We start from the raw sequence: 17,079 nt of genomic DNA, 5'->3' as shown, positions 1-17,079 counted from the left end.
GCACCGGCGGCGCCTGCAGCACCTGCGGCGGCGCCCGCGGCACCTGCCGCGGAGGCGACCCCGCCTGCCGCAGCGCCGGCCACGACCGGTCCGATTGCGCCGAGCTTCGATGTCGTGCGCGTTGAAAGCAACGGCTCCATCGTCGTTGCCGGCAATGCGGCGCCCAACGCCAAGGTCGAGATCCTCGACGGCTCGACGGTACTCGGCTCGACAGTCGCCGGCCGCGATGGCGCCTTTGTCATCGTTCTCGACGATCCGCTGAAGCCCGGTGATTACACGATCGCGCTGCGCGCGACGACCGGCGATGTCGTCACCCCATCGGTGCAGACCGCCGTCGTTTCGGTTCCCAAGGATGCCGCCGGCCAGGTGCTGGCGATGGTCGAGGAGCCGGGCAAACCGGCCGAACTGCTGACCGTTCCGGCGCCCGAGACAAAGCCTGCCGCTCCGGCTGCTGGCGATCAGGCCGCCGCTCCAGCGCCCGAAGCGCCCGCCGCTGCAGCGCCAGCGCCGGCTGCAGCCGCTGAACCTGCAGGCCCCGCGCCGGCCGTGGTCGAGGCAGCGCCGGCACCCGCCGCTCCGGCGACGCCGCCGGCAACAGCTGTGGGCGAACCCAAGATCGTCGTCGAGGCGGTCGAGATCGACGGCAACAAGATCTTCGTCGCCGGCCTCGCCGACGCCGGCCGCAAGGTGCGCGCCTATGCCAACGACATCCTGCTCGGTGACGCGCTGACCTCGCCCGATGGCCACTTCCTGGTCGAGGCGACGCGCGACATTCCGGTCGGCAGCTACACCATCCATGTCGACGGCCTCGATGCCGACGGGGTGAAGGTGGTGGCCCGTGCCGCCGTGCCGTTCGAGCGTGAGCCGGGCGAGGCGGTTGCCGCCGTGGCGCCTGCCGAGGTCAAGCCAGCCGCGCCGGCGACGGTGGCTGAAGCGCCTGCCGCGCCGGCGACACAGCCCGCGGCAACCGAACCCGCCGCGCAGCCTGCGCCGGCAGTGGTCGCAGAAACGCCCGCACCCGCGGCACCCGCCGCGGAAGCGCCGGCCGTTGCCGCGGCACCGGCGACGACGCCGGCTCCTGCCGCCGAGGCCCCGGCCGTGGTGGCGGCAGCGACGCCGCCGGCCGAAGTGCCGGAGACCGTTGCGCCCAAGCTCGAGCATGCCGACGGCGCCGTCATCATCCGCCGCCACGACACGCTGTGGCGGATTTCGCGGCGCGTCTACGGCCACGGCGTCCGCTACTCGACCATCTATCTCGCCAACCAGGACCAGATCAGCGATCCCGACCGCATCTGGCCGGGGCAGGTGTTCAAGGTGCCGGAAAAGTCGAAGGAAGGCGAAGCCGCCGACCTCAAAGCGATGGGCGACCAGATGACGACAGCGCCCACCAAGGCGAACTAGACGTCCAAGACCAACTTGCATTGAAGCCATTGCGCCCGCCTCCGTCACGAGGCGGGCGTTATTTCTTCCAAGGGGAGTCTATCCGTTCGCCGTCCGCCTCGGCCAGCCGATCGGTTTGGCGTTCGACAGAACAGGGCCTCGGAGAGCAAATAGCCGAGGACGAGCATACTGATTGGGCGCTATAATCGGCGCTTGGTTAGAAACGGTGTTTATAAATGAGAAAAGGCGACTTCAGCGAACTGGCCATGTTCATCGCGGTCGCCGAAGAGGGAAGCTTTACACGAGCGGCGGCAAAGCTTGGGCTTTCCCAGTCGGCACTCAGCTATGCCGTCCGCATGCTCGAGGAGCGGCTGAAAGTCAGACTGATCTCGCGAACGACGCGCAGCCTGTCGCTCACCGATGCAGGAGAAAAGCTACTTCATAGCCTGCGTCCGGCATTCGACCACATCGACAGTGAAATTGCCCAGCTCTCCGCTCTGCGCGACAAGCCCGCTGGCACGATCCGCATCACCACCTTCCGCCACGCCGCGCGGATGGTGCTCCTGCCCGTCCTGTTGAAGCTGCTGCCGGACTATCCGGACATCGCTGTCGAGATCAATGTCGATGAAGGGCTTACCGACATCGTCGCCGGCAGATTCGACGCCGGCATCCGCGTCGGCGAGCAGGTCCAGAAGGATATGATTGCGGTTCGGGTGAGCGCGGATATCCGCATGGCGGTGGTCGGCTCGCCATCCTACTTTGCCAATCGGGAGATCCCGCTAACGCCGCGCGACTTGAGCAACCACAGTTGCGTAAGCTACCGGCAGAGCGCCGGGGGCGGGCTCTATGCCTGGGAGTTCGAGCGCGATGGCGTCGAACTCGAGGTCCGGGTCAACGGGCCGCTCGTTATCAACGACAACGAGATGCTGGTAGGCGCCGCCCTTGGCGGGCTGGGGCTGGTCTACACCTTCGAAGCTCAGGTTGCCCAGCATGTTGCCGACGGACGTCTGATCCGTGTGCTGGAAGACTGGTGCCCGCCATTCTCCGGCTATCACCTCTACTATCCAAGCAGACGGCAGCAGACCCCGGCTTTTGCCCTGCTGCTCGAAGCGCTCCGCCACAAAGGGTAAGTGCGACTGGTGAGGCGATAGGCGCTCGCCATTTATCTATCCCATTTCTAAGTTCATGCGGATAATGGCGTCTAATCAGATTGATTAGCGCGATCTATCTCCTGTTCATCGAAAACAGGAGACAAACATGAGCAAGGTCTGGTTCATCACGGGTGCCGGCAGCGGCATCGGCGCCGCCACTGCCAGGGCGGCCCTGAAGGCAGGCGATCGAGTGATCGCGACTGGCCGCAATCTCGACAAGGTCCGCAATGCCCTGAACGATGTCGCCGGCGACAGGCTCGTGTTCGTCCAACTGGATGTCGCCAGCGAAGCGCAGGCGAAGGCTGCGGTCGACGAGGCGATGCAGGCGTTCGGCCGCATCGACGTTCTCGTCAACAATGCCGGCTACAGCCTGCTCGGCAATTTCGAGGAGTTGAGCAGCGCTCAGATCGAGGGGCTGATCTCGACCAATCTGTACGGCGTGATCCACGTCATGCGCGCGGTGCTTCCGGTCATGCGCAAGCAGCGATCAGGCCGGATCATCAACATCAGTTCGCTTGCCGGCATCATGGGCTTCAAGCATTGCGGCGCCTACAGCGCCGCCAAATTTGCCGTCGAAGGCCTATCGCTTTCGGTGGCCCAGGAGGTCGAACAGTTCGGCATCAAGATCGTCGTGGTCGCACCGGGCTTCTTCCGCACGGATCTCCTCGACGCGCAGAACGCCAAGTACAGCGCCAGCACCATCGAAGACTATGCCGCTGAAGGCGCAGCCGAAGACATGTGGTCGGGCTATGACGGCAAGCAGCAAGGCGATCCGGCCAGGCTCGGCGAGGTCTTTGTGGACCTCGCGGGGATGGAAAATCCGCCACGGCAGTTCCTGGCCGGCAGCGACGCCCTGGCGGCCTACCAGCCGGTCCTCGAAGGACGCCTCGAGGAACTGCGCGCTTACGAGAACCTGTCGAGGTCGACAGACGGCTCTTTCTGATCACTCCAACTCAAACTCAAAGGGACCAATACAATGAAGAAACGCGCAATCGGCGTGGCCGCTGCTGCAGCCCTCACCATCGCTCTTGCCGCAACCGGCTATGCCCAGGACACGCAGCCGCCAGGCTACATGATCGCCAACTACACGATCAAGGATCAGGCCGGCTACAACAAGTACATGCAGGAGGCGGGTCCGCTGGCGCCGAAGTTCGGCGGCAAGATCATCGTCTTCAACCTGAATGCGACCGCTGTGGAAGGCCAGCCGAAGAAGGTCATGGCCATCGCCGAGTTCCCGAGCGTCGCCGACGCGCAGCGCTTCTACAACTCGCCGGAATACACAGCCGCACGGAAATTCCGCGTCGCTTCGACCGAAGGCTCGGTCATCATTACTGAAGGCTTTGTCCCGCCGCAGCAGTGACCGCTGACTGGAGTAGGGTGCGACGATCATCGCATCTTGCTCCATAAGTCTCAGTCGACATCGACCTTTCACCGAGAATCAAGGAGCCCCCAATGGGCAACGAACGTGACAATTCCGTCCAGCAGGAAGGCGCTCTTTCGAATGGCCGCCGACAGCTTCTGAAAGCCGGAGCGGCGCTCGCCGCGCTCCCTCTCATCGCCGCCTCATCTGCCGTTGCAACGGCCGCGGACAATCAAACGACAACAGGTGCAATCATGACAGACGCCAAATCAGCAGAGTTCATCAATGGCATGGCCGATTTGATGGCGCACTCAACCCGTACCCCGATCCTGCGGTGGCCGAATGAGTACGGCATGGACTACGAGGAGATTTTCTTTCCGGCGCTGGACGGCGTGACGATCGAGGGTTGGTTCATTCCTGCCGACTCCGACAAATTGCTGGTCTTCAATCACCCCATGCCCTGCAATCGCTACGGTTATCCGGGGCATCTGGAACCCTGGACAAATTTCGGCGGCTTCGAGGTGAACTTCCTGCCGGAATACAAGATCCTGCATGATGCCGGCTACAACATCACTACCTACGACATGCGCAACCATGGCCGCAGCGGCACGGGCAGCGGCGGCATCAACGGCCATGGCGTGCTGGAATATCGTGACGTGATCGGATCATTGCGTTACGCGAAATCCCGGCCCGATACCAAGGACATGAAGACGGCGCTCTACAGCCGCTGCCTTGGGGCCAATGCCACCATCGTCGGAATGAAGAAGCACCCGGAAGAATTCGCCCACGTCAAGGCGATGATCGCCTTGCAGCCGGTGTCGCCGGCGGTGTTCGTCCAGACGGCGATGGAGAACCAGAAAATCGCAAACGGTGTCGAACTGTTCGACGTGGCCTTTCACAAGCAGACCGGCTTTCACCTCGCCGACGTCTGGCCGATGGACTATGCCAGGGACGTGACGGTTCCGACGCTGGTCGCGCAGGTCCGCAATGATTTCCTGACCAAGCCCTCCAATGTGCAGGAAATCTACGACACCATCTCCTCCAAGGACAAGAAACTGTTCTGGATCGAAGGCACGGACCAGCGGTTCGAAGGCTACAACTACTTCGGCAGGAACCCGCAGCTGGTGCTGGACTGGTTCGACACGCACATTAACATTGCCTGAGCGGCGTTCCGCAAACACCACGCCTGATCTGCCCATAAGGGCAGCTTGCCCTGGATACGGTCATCGTTTATCGCCGATGGACGATGACCGAATCCCCCCTTGAGATGAACGGACGCCGCGCCGCAGAAAAATGCGGCCCGGCCAATTGCGTTCCTGACAGCCGCGCCGTCGCCGCCCGGCTTGCCGCGCTGTCGCATCCGGCGCGCATCGAAATCCTGAAACATCTGTCGGCCAGCAATTCCTGCTGCTGCCGTGAGGTTGTCGACCATCTCGACCTGGCGCAATCCACCGTTTCCCAACATCTGAAGATCCTCGTCGACGCCGGACTGGTCCGCTTCGAGCCCGACCGCCAGCGCTCGCGCTACGAGGTCGACCGTGTGGCGCTCGCCGATGTCTCGGCATCGCTGACCGCGCTCGTCAATTCCTGCTGCTCCGGCCGCTAGAGAGATAAGAAGAAGGCACCAAAAATGGCCGAAAAAACCGTCTCCGCCGACTCCGGCTCGACCTTCAAGACCTTGCGCAATCTGTGGCCGTATATGTGGCCGGCCGACCGCGCCGACCTCAGGGCGCGCGTGGTGTGGGCAACCGTGCTTTTGGTCGTCGCCAAGCTGACGCTGGTCGCCGGCCCCTATTTCTTCAAATGGGCGACCGATGCGCTGGCTGGCGACGCCAAATCGGTGCCGCCGCTGCCGTCCTTCCTGCTGGCGCCGGTCATGCTGGTCGTCGCCTACAATGTCGTGCGGCTGGTGCAGCTCGGTTTCAACCAGCTGCGCGACGCGCTGTTTGCCCGCGTCGGCCAGTATGCGGTGCGCCAGCTCGCCTTCCGCACCTTCGTCCACATGCACGAGCTGTCGCTGCGCTTTCACCTGGAACGCCGCACCGGCGGCCTGTCGCGCATCATCGAGCGCGGCACCAAGGGCATCGAGACGATCGTGCGCTTCACCGTGCTCAACACCTTGCCGACCATCCTCGAATTCGGGCTGACTGCCGGCATCTTCGCCGTCACCTATGGCTGGAAATACGTGGCGGTCGTTGCGGTCACGGTGCTGCTCTACATCTGGTTCACCGTCCGGGCCAGCGACTGGCGCATCGTCATCCGCCGCGACATGAATGACAGCGACACCGACGCCAGCACCAAGGCGATCGACTCGCTGCTCAACTACGAGACGGTCAAGTATTTCAACAATGAGGGTATGGAGGCCGAGCGTTTCGACCGCTCGATGGCACGCTACGAGATTGCCGCCACCAGAATCTGGACCTCCCTCGGCTGGCTGAATTTCGGCCAGGGCATCATCTTCGGCCTCGGCACGGTCGTCGTCATGTGCATGTCGGCGCTGGAAGTGCAGGCCGGCACGCAGACCGTCGGCGATTTCGTCTTCATCAACGCCATGCTGGTGCAGCTTTCGGTGCCGCTCAATTTCATCGGCTTCATCTACCGCGAAATCCGCCAGGGGCTGACCGACATCGAGCAGATGTTCGACCTGCTCGATGTGCCGCAGGAGATCCTCGACAAGCCGGGTGCCAGGCCTTTGGCGGTCGGCGCCGGCAAGGTCGAGTTCCGCGACGTGCATTTTTCCTACGACCCAAACCGCAAGATCCTCAAAGGCATCAGCTTCGAGGTGCCGGCCGGCAAGACGGTCGCCATCGTCGGGCCCTCGGGCGCCGGCAAGTCGACCATTTCCAGGCTTTTGTTCCGCTTCTACGACATCCAGAGCGGGGCGGTGCTGATCGACGGCCAGGACGTGCGCGATGTGACGCAAGAGAGCCTGCGCGGCGCGATCGGCATGGTGCCGCAGGACACCGTGCTGTTCAACGACACCATCGCTTACAACATCCGCTACGGCCGCATCGGTGCCAGCGAGGAGGATGTCCGCAAGGCAGCAGAACTCGCCCAGATCGGTCCGTTCATCGAACGGCTGCCTGACGGCTACAAATCGATGGTCGGTGAGCGCGGGCTGAAACTGTCGGGTGGCGAGAAGCAGCGCGTGGCGATCGCCCGAACCATTTTGAAGGCGCCGCCGATCCTGATGCTCGACGAGGCGACCTCGGCGCTGGACAGCCACACCGAACAGGAGATCCAGGCAGCGCTCGACCTGGTCAGCCAGGGCCGTACCACCATCGTCATCGCGCACCGCCTGTCGACGGTGATCACCGCCGACGAGATCATCGTGCTGCAGGACGGCCAGATCGCCGAGCGCGGCACCCATGCCGCCCTGATGCGCAAGCGCGGCCTCTACGCCTCGATGTGGGATCGCCAGCGCGAAGCGACGGAGGCCGAGGAGCGGCTGCGCATTGCGCGCGAAAGCGACGAGCTGGGTGTCGTGGTGCGCCGACGTACCGCAGAGGTGAATTAGCACCACTTTCCTTCTCCCCGTGTGGGAGAAGGTGGCCGAGCGCAGCTCGGCCGGATGAGAGGTGTTCCAGCTTGGCAGCGTCGGCACTCCGTCCAGCACCCCTCAACCGTCTCGCGCTGCGCGCCGATCCACCTTCTCCCACAAGGGGAGAAGGGGAGTGCGCTGCCTCCGCGTTCGCTGAAAATTCCGCTTGACCTCAACTTAGGTTGAGATCGTAGACCGCCGATCGAAGGTGCATGACGCGCCTGTTTGCGATTGGAGCGACGAGAAATGGATCAGGTAAATCAACAGCATGGCAATGGCAGCGTGTTCCGGGTCGACAAGTTTGTCGTGCCAGTCGCGGCCCGCGATGAGATCCTCACAAAAGTCCGCACGACGCATGAATTGCTGCGCCAGCAGCAAGGCTTCGTCCAGGATTTCCTGCTCGAGCAGTTCTCGGGACCGGGCGAGTTCAACCTCGTCACCATCGTCGAATGGGAAAGCCAGGCGGCAGTCGACAAGGTCGTGCCGATCGTCAAGGCCGCGCATGAGCGCATCGCCTTCAACCCGCAGGAGACGATCGCCCGGCTCGGTGTCCGGGCCGACATCGCCAACTATCAGCGCTTGCCCGAGCTGTAGGAGGGCCAGCCGGCACCTGGTGCCGGCGCCTCGGCGCCGAGCACCTGGCCGGTGCGGGCATCGCTGATCATATGTTCGAAGCCGCGCCACTCGGCGGCGACGATGAACAGCGTCTTGCCGTCGGGACCGCCGAGCATGCAGGCAAAGCAGCCGCGATCGACGTCGACGGGTTGCAGCACGTCGCCGCCTTCGCGCACCCGCACGCAATGCCGGTTGGGCACGTCGGCATACCAGACAGCGCCCTCGGCATCGATGCAGATGCCGTCGGGAAAGCCGTCGCCGAGATCGGCCCAGACCCGCCGGTTGGTAAGGCTGCCATCGGCACCGATGTCGAAGGCCGTCAGCCGGTTGGCATGCGATTCGGCGACGATCAGCGTCCTGTTGTCAGGCGTCACCGCCATGCCGTTGGCGAAGGCGATGTCCTCGGCCACCTGGCGGACCGCGCCGTTCGGTGTGATCAGCACGATGGTGCCCGGCCCGAAATGCTCGTCCGGAGCAGGCGCCGGCCCGCCGCCATTGACATAGATGTTGCCGCGCCCGTCAACGACGATCTCGTTCCACGGGCTCTTTGAAAGCCCTCTCAGATCGGCATGGGTGACCAGCGTCCCGTCAGCCTCCTGCCGCAGCACAAGCCCGTCGCGCCCGGAGACAACGAGCAGCCTCCCGTCCGGCAGCCAGTCGATCGAATAGGGCAGGGTCGCTGGCCCGGTCAGCACGATTTCACTGTTGCCTTCGGCATCGACAGCGACGATCTCGCCGGTGCCCCAATTGCAAAGCCAAAGGCGTCCGTCATACCAGCGCGGCGACTCGCCGAAGGCGAGGCCAGTCATCACGATATGCGCTTTACGGACTGCTGATTTCTGCGACGGCATTGCGGGCTCCATGGTTGGTTCGGCAGCGCTTCGAAGGAGCGCTATCTCCCAAGGACGAGCGAGCGAGGTTCGCCCCGACAATAGCGTTGGTTTTTATCAGCCGGCCAGAACGCATCTATCCCATGCCTTGGGCGTCGCCCATTGTTGCGTTGCGACGACGGGGGCTTTCCGCTATTGAGGCCGGACCTGAAACAAGGGTTGCCCCCATCCCATGAGCCTCGTCGACACGGTCAAGAATGCGCTCGTTCCGATCCATCGCGAGGGCTATCCGTTCATCGCCGCCTTCGGCGCTGGCACGCTTTTCCTCGGCTATTTCTCCTCGATCCTGTTCTGGATCGGCCTCATCCTGACGGCCTGGTGCGTCTATTTCTTCCGTGACCCAGAGCGCGTCACCCCGGTCGACGACCGGCTGGTGGTCAGCCCCGCCGACGGCATCGTCTCGGCCGTCGGCCCGGCAGTGCCGCCGCGCGAACTTGGCCTTGGCAGCACCGAAATGACCCGCATCTCGGTGTTCATGAATGTCTTTTCCTGCCATGTGAACCGCGCCCCGGTGCGCGGCCGCATCTCCCGGATCGAGCATCGGCCGGGCAAATTCCTCAATGCCGAACTCGACAAGGCCAGCACCGAAAACGAGCGCAACGGCCTGATCATCGACAGCCCCAACGGCACGGTTGTCGCGGTGCAGATTGCCGGCCTGGTGGCGCGCCGCATCGTCTGCTGGGCCGAGACCGGCGGCTCGATTGCCATCGGCGAGCGTTTCGGGCTGATCCGCTTCGGCTCGCGCGTCGACGTGTTCCTTCCCTTGACCGCCGTGCCGCGCGTCGCCGTCGGCCAGACCGCTGTCGGCGGCGAAACCGTGATCGCCGAATTCGGCGGCGTTGCTGCAACGCCTTTGGTCAGGATTTCGTAGGCGATGGGCGCGCCATTCAAGAAATTCGAGGCGCATGGCAGCGGCGGTCCGCGCATCCGCGAAATCCCGATGCGCATGGTGCTGCCCAACCTTGTCACCGTGCTTGCCATCTGCGCCGGCCTGTCCGGCATCCGCTTCGGCTTCGAAGGCCGCTTCGAGCCGGCGGTGGTGATGGTGCTGCTGGCCGCCTTTCTCGACGGCATTGACGGGCGCCTGGCGCGGATGCTGAAGGCGACCTCGAAATTCGGCGCGCAGATGGATTCGCTGGCCGACATCGTCAATTTCGGCGTCGCGCCCGCTTTGGTGCTCTATGCCTTCCTGCTCGACCGGGCGGGATCGCCGGGCTGGATCGCGGTGCTGCTGTTCGCCATCGCCTGCGGGCTGAGGCTTGCCCGCTTCAACGTTCTCGACGAGGATCACGATCGCCCGATCTGGCAGAGCGAATATTTCGTCGGCGTGCCGGCGCCGGCGGGCGCCGTGCTGGTCATGCTGCCGCTCTATCTGTCGTTCCTCAGGGTTGGCGTCGAGCCCAGCCGCCCCGCCGCCTTTGTCGCCACCGGCTTCACCATCCTGGTCGCCTTCCTGCTGGTCAGCCGGCTGCCGGTCTATTCCGGCAAGAGCCTGAAAGTGCCGGGCGACAAGGTTCTGCCGATCATCCTCGCCGTCGTGCTCTACATCCTGCTTTTGATGACCTATCCCTGGTACACGCTGACCGCGTCGGTCGCCGGTTATTTGCTGTTCCTGCCGTTCAGCGTCCGCGCCTACACGAAACGCGCCAAGCGCGAGGGCGAGAAGGTTCCGCCTTCGGATATAGGGTAGGCTGGATCATCGCCCGCTCTACGTTTCGAGCTTGCTAAGCCGCTACACCCAGCCCCAGCTTCTCGATCGCCAGCTTCCGCGTCGAGACATAGTCGGTCTTGCCCGAGCCCAGCACCGGGATTTCCTCGACCTTGACGATGTCGTTGGGCACCATCAGCTCTGCCGCACCCGCCTGCTTGCCGAACTTGCGCAGTTCTTCCGGGTTGGCGTCGTCGGCGGTGGTGACCAGCACGATGCGCTCGCCGCGCCTTTTGTCCGGCACCGCCACCGCCGCATGGCGCTCTTCCGGCCACAGCGACTGCACCAGCATCTCGACTGCGCCCAGCGACACCATCTCGCCGGCGATTTTGGCAAAGCGCTTGGCGCGGCCGCGAATGGTGATGAAGCCTTCGCGGTCGACCGCGACGATGTCGCCGGTGTCGTGCCAGCCCTCGAGCGGCTGCAATTCGCCGGGCCGGTCCGATGTCATGTAGCCCATCATCAGGTTGGGTCCGTCGAGCCACAGCCGGCCGGCATCCTCGATGCCCTCGACCGGTTCGAGCTTCATGCGCATCGCCGGCAAGAGCCGCCCGACCGTGCCGTCGCGGCCATGGATGGCGGTGTTGACGGCAACCACGGGTGCCGCCTCGGTCAACCCGAACCCTTCGATGATCTCGGCCTGGAAGCGCTCGCGGTAGACGCGGCGCGTCTCCGGCTTCACCGCCTCGGCGCCGGCGACGACGAAGCGCAGGCTGGAGAAGTCGCCATCCTTGGCGGTGCGCGCGTAATTGGCGAGGAACGTGTCGGTGCCGAACATGATCGTCGGCTTCACCTTGCGGGCGATCTCGGGGATGATCTTGTAGTGGAGAGGCGAGGGGTAGAGGAACAGTTTTACCCCGGTCACCAGCGGCAGGATGGTGCCGCCGGTCAGCCCGAACGAGTGGAACACCGGCAGCACGTTGAGCAGGATGTCGACCGGTGAGATGGTGATGCGCGCCTCTGCCTGCATGGCATTGGCCACAAGGTTCTTGTGCGACAGCACCACTGCCTTGGGCGTGCCTTCCGAACCCGAGGTGAACAGGATCACTGCCGGCTTGGCCGCATCCTGCGGCTGCAGCGGGAAACGCCAGAGCGCCGCTGCCGCAAGCTTGTCCAGCGTTGTCACGCTGGCGCGCACATCCTCCAGCCACAGCATTTTCGCGCCGCCCGCCTCGACCGCGGCGACGATATCGTCGATGCCGGCCTTCTCGATGAAGGCGCGGGAGGACACGACGGTGCGGATGACGGCCGTGCGCACCGCCGCTGTGACGCTCGCCGGCCCGGCGGTGTAGTTGATCATCGCCGCAACCCGCCCGGCCGACAACAGGCCAACGAAGGACAGCACCACGCCATTGGCGTTGGGCAGCAAGATACCCACCGCTTCGCCCGGCGCCGTCACCGCTTCGAAGCGGCGGCCCAGCACCCGCGCGCCGATAAACATCTTCCGGTAGCTCAGCGCGCCTGAAATGACGTCCTCGATGATCGGATGCGAGGCGCCAACCCGGTCGGCGGCATCGCGCATGGCCAGGAACAGGCCGCGATCGAGATTCGTGCCGAAAAGCCGGGCCTCGGCGACGCGATCGAACAGCGCATTGGTGTTCGAGGACTGGTCGGGGTTTTGCGCCAAAAGCTCGGCGATGGTCATCGGCTCCAGCACACTGATCGACAGGTGTGGAAACCAGTGCCGCGGTGCCTTGTCGGCCGGCGTCAGCGACACCGGCAGGCTGCGCGCGCCACCAACGAAGATCGGGACAATGCGGGCATCCGCCTGCATGGCGATGCGGGTGACGGCGCGAAACAGCCGAAACGTTTTGACGTCAGGCTCGACCGCATCCGGCAGATAGACGGCGAGCCGGCCTTTGCCCTTCAGCACCCGCACCAGCCGGCGGCTGACGAAGAGATGCTCGGCATTGAAGGCGATCGTGCGGCCAAGCTCGCGCCACGGCTCGAGCCACGGCGACCGCGCCGAGACCTCGTCGAGAATGTGCAGCGTGTCCTCCGGCAGCAGCGACAGCATCAGCGCCGGCTCGAAGCGCGACTGGTGCGAGATGACATAGATGACCGGCGCCGGTGCCGCGCGCGCGATCTTCATCCGATCGTCGTCGATCCGGTAGGCGAGCTTGAACGGCACGTAGAGCAGCGCCTGGGTGAAGCGCAGGCCGAGGCGGAATTTTTCCACCACGCCGATCAGCAGCCAGGCCACAACCAGACCCGCAAGCAGCGCCAGTGTCAGGAACATGCCGCATCTCTCCCAGCGTTTTCACGCTGCGGCTCTTTTCCGGCCGCTTCGGGGCAGAGCCTAGCCGAAGTGCGGGCAAGGTCAATGCGCAGCTTTTTCCTTCTCCCCGTTCACGGGGAGAAGGTGCCCGAAGGGCGGATGAGGGGCGGCACCGATGTCTCAAGCCGCCTTCAACCGCCCGCTGATAAACCGGAACTCCTGCGTCTTGCCGCCATAGCCATAGGCTGCGGCCGGCACTTCATGCACGAAGGCGTAGCTCTCCTCGTGCACCGCGCCCAGCAAACGGCCGAAGGCGGCGAAGATCGCCTTCAGATAGGCTTCCAGCTCAAGCTTGGTGTTGGTGCCGTCGACCACCTTGATGTCGAGCCAGAACGTGTTGGCGCCGTGCTCGGCCAGCGACTTGCCGCCGGCGAACCAGTGCTGCGGGTCGAGATAGGATATGGCAACCGCGGTGATGGTTGGATCCTTGCGCAGATGCGTTGCGGTCAGTTCGGTCACTTCCTTGGCAATTGCTGCGGAAAGGGTGGCGTTGGGCTTGCCGGTGACGCTCACATTGATGATCGGCATGTTCTTGTCTCCTTGGTTTCTCGCGGCGTCTGTTCGCCGTTGAGGAGACCATGTCACGACCCATAGATCAGAAAAATCGAATTGTTTTTAATTTATGATTCGATAATGTCAAATTATGCAAACGCTCGATCCCGACCTTCTGAAAACCTTCCTCGCCTTCGTTGACGGCGGCTCGCTGGCGCAGGCGGCATCGACCGTCGGCCGTTCACCCTCGGCGGTGACGACGCAGATGCAGCGGCTGGAGGAGATTGTCGGCGAACCGCTGCTTCTCGCACAGGGGCGCGGTCGCGGCCTGACGCCGGCCGGCGAGGATCTGGTGGGACATGCCAGGCGCATCCTTGCCGTGCACAGCGAGGCGTGGCTGGCGCTGAAGGGCGCGCGCGCTGACGGCCGCGTCACCATCGGCACGACGCAGGATTTCGCCGACAGCGGCCTGCCTGAGCTGCTCAGGGCCTTTGCCGTCAGCCATCCGCGCGTCCGCATCGAACTGCGCGTCGGCCGCTCCGCCGAACTTGGGCAGGGGCTGCAATCCGGCTCGCTCGATCTGGCGATCGCCATGCGCCAGGCCGCTTCGGCGGACGAAGTCGGCGTGCTGCGCGAGCCGATGGTCTGGCTCTGTTCGCAAAAGGGGCTGGTCTCGCGCCAGGACGAGGTGCCACTGGCGCTGCTCGATCCGTACTGCGGCTTTCGCGAAGCAGCAATTGCGGCCTTCGACGCCGCCGGCCGCCGCTACCGCATCGCCGCAGGCAGCGCCAGCCTGGCCGGCTTGCGCACCGCGGTGGTTGCCGGCATTGCGCTGACGTTGCGGACGACGCGCTTTGCCCATTCCGGCATTGTCGAAGCGCCGCGCGAGCTTGGCCTGCCGCCGGTTCCGGTTGCCGAATTCGCCATCCGGCTGCGTGAGGGCGCCGACCGTCCGGCGCAGGATCTGGCGGCGCTGCTCAGCGGCAACCTTGCTCTGTCGGTTGCTCCGCCCTGAACGCAAAGAAAAAGCCGACCTTGCGGTCGGCTTCTAAGTAGGACGGGCCGAGGGGTTTGGGGGGACTTGGGGGTGGCCCGTCGCACCAACAATGCGTGAGTCCGATGATGGTTCCGTGACATCGAAAATTTTTTTCAGGCAACAGGCGCGCTCTGCGTGTCGACCACACTCTGTCTGGCCACCAGCCAGTCGCGGCCGGCATGCGCAAACACCGCGCACAAAACGATGGCGCCGCCGATCAGGCTGGCGGCCGGCGCGATCTCGCCCAGGAACAGGAAGGCAAACAGGATCGCGAACGGCACTTCGGCCGAGCCGAGCAGGCCGGATTCGGTCGCCGGGATGAGCCGAGCGCCCTCCGTCCACAGGATCGAGGACAGCGCGAAGGAGGCGCCAAACGTGGCAAGCAGCAGGGCGTCCCTGGCCGACACCGCCAGCGGATCGGTGACGAACCAGCCGAGTACGAACAAAAGGAATGCCGACACCGCACCCGCCCACACCACCGGCGTGTCGCGGAAGGCGCGCACCATGATCATGTAGAGCGCACTGCCGATCGTCATCAGCAGCGCCAGCCCGTCGCCGAACAGGTGGCCGGTGCCGAATCCGGACCACACCATGATTGCCACGCCGCAAAGCGACACTGTGGCGGCGACCATTGTCTGCAATCGGAATGGTTCACGCGTCAGAACCCAGGCCAGCAGCGCGGTGACGAAGGGCGCGGTGGCGTAGATGATGGCGACATTGGCGACGAAGGTGAATTTGAACGCCGAGATGAAGGCAATGCTGGCCAGCGCCCCTTCCACCGCCAGCAGCCAGCCCCGCCATCCCAGCCGCAGGCTTTCGCGGCCGCCGGAACGGTGTCGTCGCCACAGCACGTAGAGTGCGACCAGGATCGAGCCGACAAAGCCGCGCCAGCAGATGATGGTCAGCGGGTCGGTATGGATCGACTTGGTCAAGACGCCGGTCAGGCCAAAGACGGCCGCCGACGACGAAACCAGGATAATGCCAAGGGTGCGCTCGGCGGCGAGGTCGGGCGCGCCTTGCACCTGCGTCTCAGGTCGATCGAGAGAGTCAGCCATGTCACCAGACTACGCTTCCTGTCCTGACACCTTGCTGTCAGCAGCAGCTACGATCCCATGGCAAGGGCTGATGCAGCTAAGCCAACTTCGGGCTTGTGTTGGGGCAGGGACTGGCGGCCTTTCATTCGGCCGATGCTTGCGCTGACAAAACCACTCCGCAGTGATCGCTGATGCTGTTATGCGAGGCGGCGGACGCGCGTTCTCGGCGTGTTGCAATGCTGGACGGCTACAGCTTAATCAGGTAATTTCGAGGCCACGAATGGCATGGCGCGTCCCGGACCACGGAGAGGGCTGGCCGGCGCGTGCGCTGTATAAGTCCGGGAGTTTCGATGACCGAGGTGATCGATCGACTGGTGATGGCGATGAACGCGCATCACCTCGATGCCGTCACCGCTCTCATCCACGAGAACTATAGGAGCGTTCAGCCGGCGCACCCGAGCAGGGCCTTCGTCGGGCGGGACCAGATGCGCGCCAACTGGGAGGCCATGTTCTCTGGAATACCTGACTTCCATGCTGCGGTCACGCGCTCGGTCCAAGACGGTGACACGACGTGGAGCGAATGGCATTGGTCAGGCACTCGCAGCGACGGGCAAATCTTCGAGGTGCGCGGGGTCACGCTGTTCGAGATCATCGAGGGTCAGATTGTGGCCGGGCGCCTGTATCTGGAGGACGTCGAGCGGCAGGTTGTCGGCATCGAAGAGGCGGTTGAAGCCCTCTCCGGGCGCCGTCCGCCAACAGCCAGCAGTGGAACCGGTTCCTGACCTTATCACCGCCCGCGGCGGAGACAGCTTCGCTGGGCTATGCGCCCAAGGGGTATTTGGGCCTTGAAGGGGGGAAGGCCCGTTCGGCTCAGGCTCGCGAAATCTGGTATGTAGTTGTTCCCGAACCTGGCCGTTGGTCTTGGCCGGCCGAACCTGCATCAGCATGTGGCCGCCATGAACGGCAGACATGGACGCAACCGCGCGCAATCGCTTCGTTCCAAACCCTGGCGGGCGCCATGGCGCCAAAGGACTATCGAAAAGGATCGGAAATGGACGCCACCGCACTGAAGGCCATGCAGGCACCGCTGAAGGAGGCTTATCGCGACGATGCCTCGCGGGCGCTTATCACGCTTCGCGCCAAGGGCTCGATCGACGACCAGTCGATCGCCTGCAAGGTGGAGACGGGCAGAGCGCTGGCGGTGGCCGGCCTGCATCCGGCAACCGGCGGCTCCGGGCTCGAACTGTGCTCGGGCGACATGCTGCTGGAGGCGTTGGTGGCTTGTGCCGGGGTGACGCTGAAGGCGGTGGCGACGGCGCTGGAATTCAAGCTGGGCGGCGCCACGGTCGAGGCCGAAGGCGATCTCGACTTTCGCGGTACGCTGGGTGTGGCAAGGGACGCGGCGGTCGGCTTTCGCGCCATACGGCTGAGTTTCAGCCTCGACACCGACGAGCCGCAGGAGCGCATCGATGCGCTCCTCAAGCTGACCGAACGCTACTGCGTGGTGTTCCAGACAATCAACACCAAACCGGAAATGACGGTCAGCGCACGGCGCTGACGCTGCCAATCTCCCCCGGAGGGGCAGACCAAGCTT

17 protein-coding genes are annotated in these 17,079 nt (G+C 64.3%); 13 read left to right on the top strand and 4 right to left on the bottom strand.

Annotated elements, in window-relative coordinates; genetic code table 11:
• From AC1DX6_RS28430 to AC1DX6_RS28395, 8 genes are all read left to right on the top strand, one after another.
• Positions 1-1,401 (top strand): LysM peptidoglycan-binding domain-containing protein (locus AC1DX6_RS28430; RefSeq protein WP_477319530.1); only part of this gene is annotated, 1,401 nt, incomplete at its 5' end.
• Positions 1,402-1,616: 215 nt separating this feature from the next.
• Positions 1,617-2,510, top strand: a complete 894-nt coding sequence (locus tag AC1DX6_RS28425) for a LysR family transcriptional regulator (RefSeq protein ID WP_477319528.1) — start codon at positions 1,617-1,619, stop codon at positions 2,508-2,510.
• Positions 2,511-2,637: 127 nt separating this feature from the next.
• On the top strand, positions 2,638-3,474 hold the full coding sequence (locus tag AC1DX6_RS28420) for an SDR family oxidoreductase (RefSeq protein WP_477319526.1): 837 nt from the start codon (positions 2,638-2,640) through the stop codon (positions 3,472-3,474).
• Positions 3,475-3,507: 33 nt separating this feature from the next.
• Positions 3,508-3,891 carry a DUF1330 domain-containing protein gene (locus AC1DX6_RS28415; RefSeq protein ID WP_477319524.1) on the top strand — a complete coding sequence of 128 codons (384 nt, stop codon included), beginning with the start codon at positions 3,508-3,510 and terminating at the stop codon, positions 3,889-3,891.
• Positions 3,892-3,983: 92 nt separating this feature from the next.
• The gene (locus AC1DX6_RS28410) at positions 3,984-5,054 is read left to right on the top strand and encodes an alpha/beta hydrolase family protein (RefSeq protein WP_477319522.1); all 1,071 of its coding nucleotides are present in this window, start codon (positions 3,984-3,986) and stop codon (positions 5,052-5,054) included.
• Positions 5,055-5,137: 83 nt separating this feature from the next.
• Positions 5,138-5,497, top strand: a complete 360-nt coding sequence (locus AC1DX6_RS28405) for an ArsR/SmtB family transcription factor (RefSeq protein ID WP_477319520.1) — start codon at positions 5,138-5,140, stop codon at positions 5,495-5,497.
• Positions 5,498-5,521: 24 nt separating this feature from the next.
• Positions 5,522-7,408, top strand: a complete 1,887-nt coding sequence (locus tag AC1DX6_RS28400) for an ABCB family ABC transporter ATP-binding protein/permease (protein ID WP_477319518.1) — start codon at positions 5,522-5,524, stop codon at positions 7,406-7,408.
• 270 nt (positions 7,409-7,678) lie between these two features.
• Entirely contained in the window at positions 7,679-8,026 is a 348-nt protein-coding gene (locus tag AC1DX6_RS28395; protein WP_477319516.1) for an antibiotic biosynthesis monooxygenase family protein, read from the top strand.
• Here the strand turns inward: AC1DX6_RS28395 and AC1DX6_RS28390 are convergent.
• Entirely contained in the window at positions 8,005-8,898 is an 894-nt protein-coding gene (locus AC1DX6_RS28390; RefSeq protein ID WP_477319514.1) for an SMP-30/gluconolactonase/LRE family protein, read from the bottom strand. The genes AC1DX6_RS28395 and AC1DX6_RS28390 overlap by 22 nt on opposite strands.
• A 211-nt stretch (positions 8,899-9,109) precedes the next feature.
• Here AC1DX6_RS28390 and AC1DX6_RS28385 point away from each other — a divergent pair, with 211 nt between their 5' ends.
• Both AC1DX6_RS28385 and AC1DX6_RS28380 read left to right on the top strand, forming a co-directional pair.
• The gene (locus AC1DX6_RS28385; protein ID WP_477319512.1) at positions 9,110-9,808 is read left to right on the top strand and encodes a phosphatidylserine decarboxylase; all 699 of its coding nucleotides are present in this window, start codon (positions 9,110-9,112) and stop codon (positions 9,806-9,808) included.
• Positions 9,809-9,811: 3 nt separating this feature from the next.
• Positions 9,812-10,627 carry a CDP-alcohol phosphatidyltransferase family protein gene (locus AC1DX6_RS28380; RefSeq protein ID WP_477319510.1) on the top strand — a complete coding sequence of 272 codons (816 nt, stop codon included), beginning with the start codon at positions 9,812-9,814 and terminating at the stop codon, positions 10,625-10,627.
• Positions 10,628-10,661: 34 nt separating this feature from the next.
• On the opposite strand, the gene AC1DX6_RS28375 is transcribed toward AC1DX6_RS28380, so the two are convergent.
• Together AC1DX6_RS28375 and AC1DX6_RS28370 are read right to left on the bottom strand one after the other, a co-directional pair.
• Positions 10,662-12,884: an AMP-binding protein gene (locus AC1DX6_RS28375; RefSeq protein ID WP_477319508.1), complete on the bottom strand. Its 2,223-nt coding sequence runs from the start codon at positions 12,882-12,884 to the stop codon at positions 10,662-10,664.
• Between the two features lie 159 nt (positions 12,885-13,043).
• Positions 13,044-13,451, bottom strand: coding sequence for a tautomerase family protein (locus AC1DX6_RS28370; RefSeq protein ID WP_477319506.1), 408 nt, complete (start codon positions 13,449-13,451; stop codon positions 13,044-13,046).
• A 115-nt stretch (positions 13,452-13,566) separates the two neighbouring features.
• Here AC1DX6_RS28370 and AC1DX6_RS28365 point away from each other — a divergent pair, with 115 nt between their 5' ends.
• Positions 13,567-14,430 carry a LysR substrate-binding domain-containing protein gene (locus AC1DX6_RS28365; RefSeq protein ID WP_477319504.1) on the top strand — a complete coding sequence of 288 codons (864 nt, stop codon included), beginning with the start codon at positions 13,567-13,569 and terminating at the stop codon, positions 14,428-14,430.
• Between the two features lie 134 nt (positions 14,431-14,564).
• Here AC1DX6_RS28365 and AC1DX6_RS28360 read toward each other — a convergent pair whose 3' ends face one another.
• Positions 14,565-15,506, bottom strand: a complete 942-nt coding sequence (locus tag AC1DX6_RS28360) for a DMT family transporter (protein ID WP_477319502.1) — start codon at positions 15,504-15,506, stop codon at positions 14,565-14,567.
• 329 nt (positions 15,507-15,835) lie between these two features.
• On the opposite strand from AC1DX6_RS28360, the gene AC1DX6_RS28355 reads away from it, so the two are divergent.
• The gene (locus AC1DX6_RS28355) at positions 15,836-16,267 is read left to right on the top strand and encodes a nuclear transport factor 2 family protein (RefSeq protein ID WP_477319500.1); all 432 of its coding nucleotides are present in this window, start codon (positions 15,836-15,838) and stop codon (positions 16,265-16,267) included.
• A gap of 269 nt (positions 16,268-16,536) precedes the next feature.
• Positions 16,537-17,043, top strand: coding sequence for an OsmC family protein (locus AC1DX6_RS28350; RefSeq protein WP_477319498.1), 507 nt, complete (start codon positions 16,537-16,539; stop codon positions 17,041-17,043).
• The last annotated feature ends 36 nt before the right edge of the window (positions 17,044-17,079 follow it).

This window comes from Mesorhizobium sp. P2_C4 (genome assembly GCF_056404575.1).
This window is presented reverse-complemented; position numbering and strand designations above follow the sequence as displayed.

Coding starts and splice junctions, on each gene's coding strand:
- AC1DX6_RS28425 (WP_477319528.1), top strand. CDS start 1,617: ATGAGAAAAGGCGACTTCAGCGAACTGGCCATGTTCATCGCGGTCGCC.
- AC1DX6_RS28420 (WP_477319526.1), top strand. CDS start 2,638: ATGAGCAAGGTCTGGTTCATCACGGGTGCCGGCAGCGGCATCGGCGCC.
- AC1DX6_RS28415 (WP_477319524.1), top strand. CDS start 3,508: ATGAAGAAACGCGCAATCGGCGTGGCCGCTGCTGCAGCCCTCACCATC.
- AC1DX6_RS28410 (WP_477319522.1), top strand. CDS start 3,984: ATGGGCAACGAACGTGACAATTCCGTCCAGCAGGAAGGCGCTCTTTCG.
- AC1DX6_RS28405 (WP_477319520.1), top strand. CDS start 5,138: ATGACCGAATCCCCCCTTGAGATGAACGGACGCCGCGCCGCAGAAAAA.
- AC1DX6_RS28400 (WP_477319518.1), top strand. CDS start 5,522: ATGGCCGAAAAAACCGTCTCCGCCGACTCCGGCTCGACCTTCAAGACC.
- AC1DX6_RS28395 (WP_477319516.1), top strand. CDS start 7,679: ATGGATCAGGTAAATCAACAGCATGGCAATGGCAGCGTGTTCCGGGTC.
- AC1DX6_RS28390 (WP_477319514.1), bottom strand. CDS start 8,898: ATGCCGTCGCAGAAATCAGCAGTCCGTAAAGCGCATATCGTGATGACT.
- AC1DX6_RS28385 (WP_477319512.1), top strand. CDS start 9,110: ATGAGCCTCGTCGACACGGTCAAGAATGCGCTCGTTCCGATCCATCGC.
- AC1DX6_RS28380 (WP_477319510.1), top strand. CDS start 9,812: ATGGGCGCGCCATTCAAGAAATTCGAGGCGCATGGCAGCGGCGGTCCG.
- AC1DX6_RS28375 (WP_477319508.1), bottom strand. CDS start 12,884: ATGTTCCTGACACTGGCGCTGCTTGCGGGTCTGGTTGTGGCCTGGCTG.
- AC1DX6_RS28370 (WP_477319506.1), bottom strand. CDS start 13,451: ATGCCGATCATCAATGTGAGCGTCACCGGCAAGCCCAACGCCACCCTT.
- AC1DX6_RS28365 (WP_477319504.1), top strand. CDS start 13,567: ATGCAAACGCTCGATCCCGACCTTCTGAAAACCTTCCTCGCCTTCGTT.
- AC1DX6_RS28360 (WP_477319502.1), bottom strand. CDS start 15,506: ATGGCTGACTCTCTCGATCGACCTGAGACGCAGGTGCAAGGCGCGCCC.
- AC1DX6_RS28355 (WP_477319500.1), top strand. CDS start 15,836: ATGACCGAGGTGATCGATCGACTGGTGATGGCGATGAACGCGCATCAC.
- AC1DX6_RS28350 (WP_477319498.1), top strand. CDS start 16,537: ATGGACGCCACCGCACTGAAGGCCATGCAGGCACCGCTGAAGGAGGCT.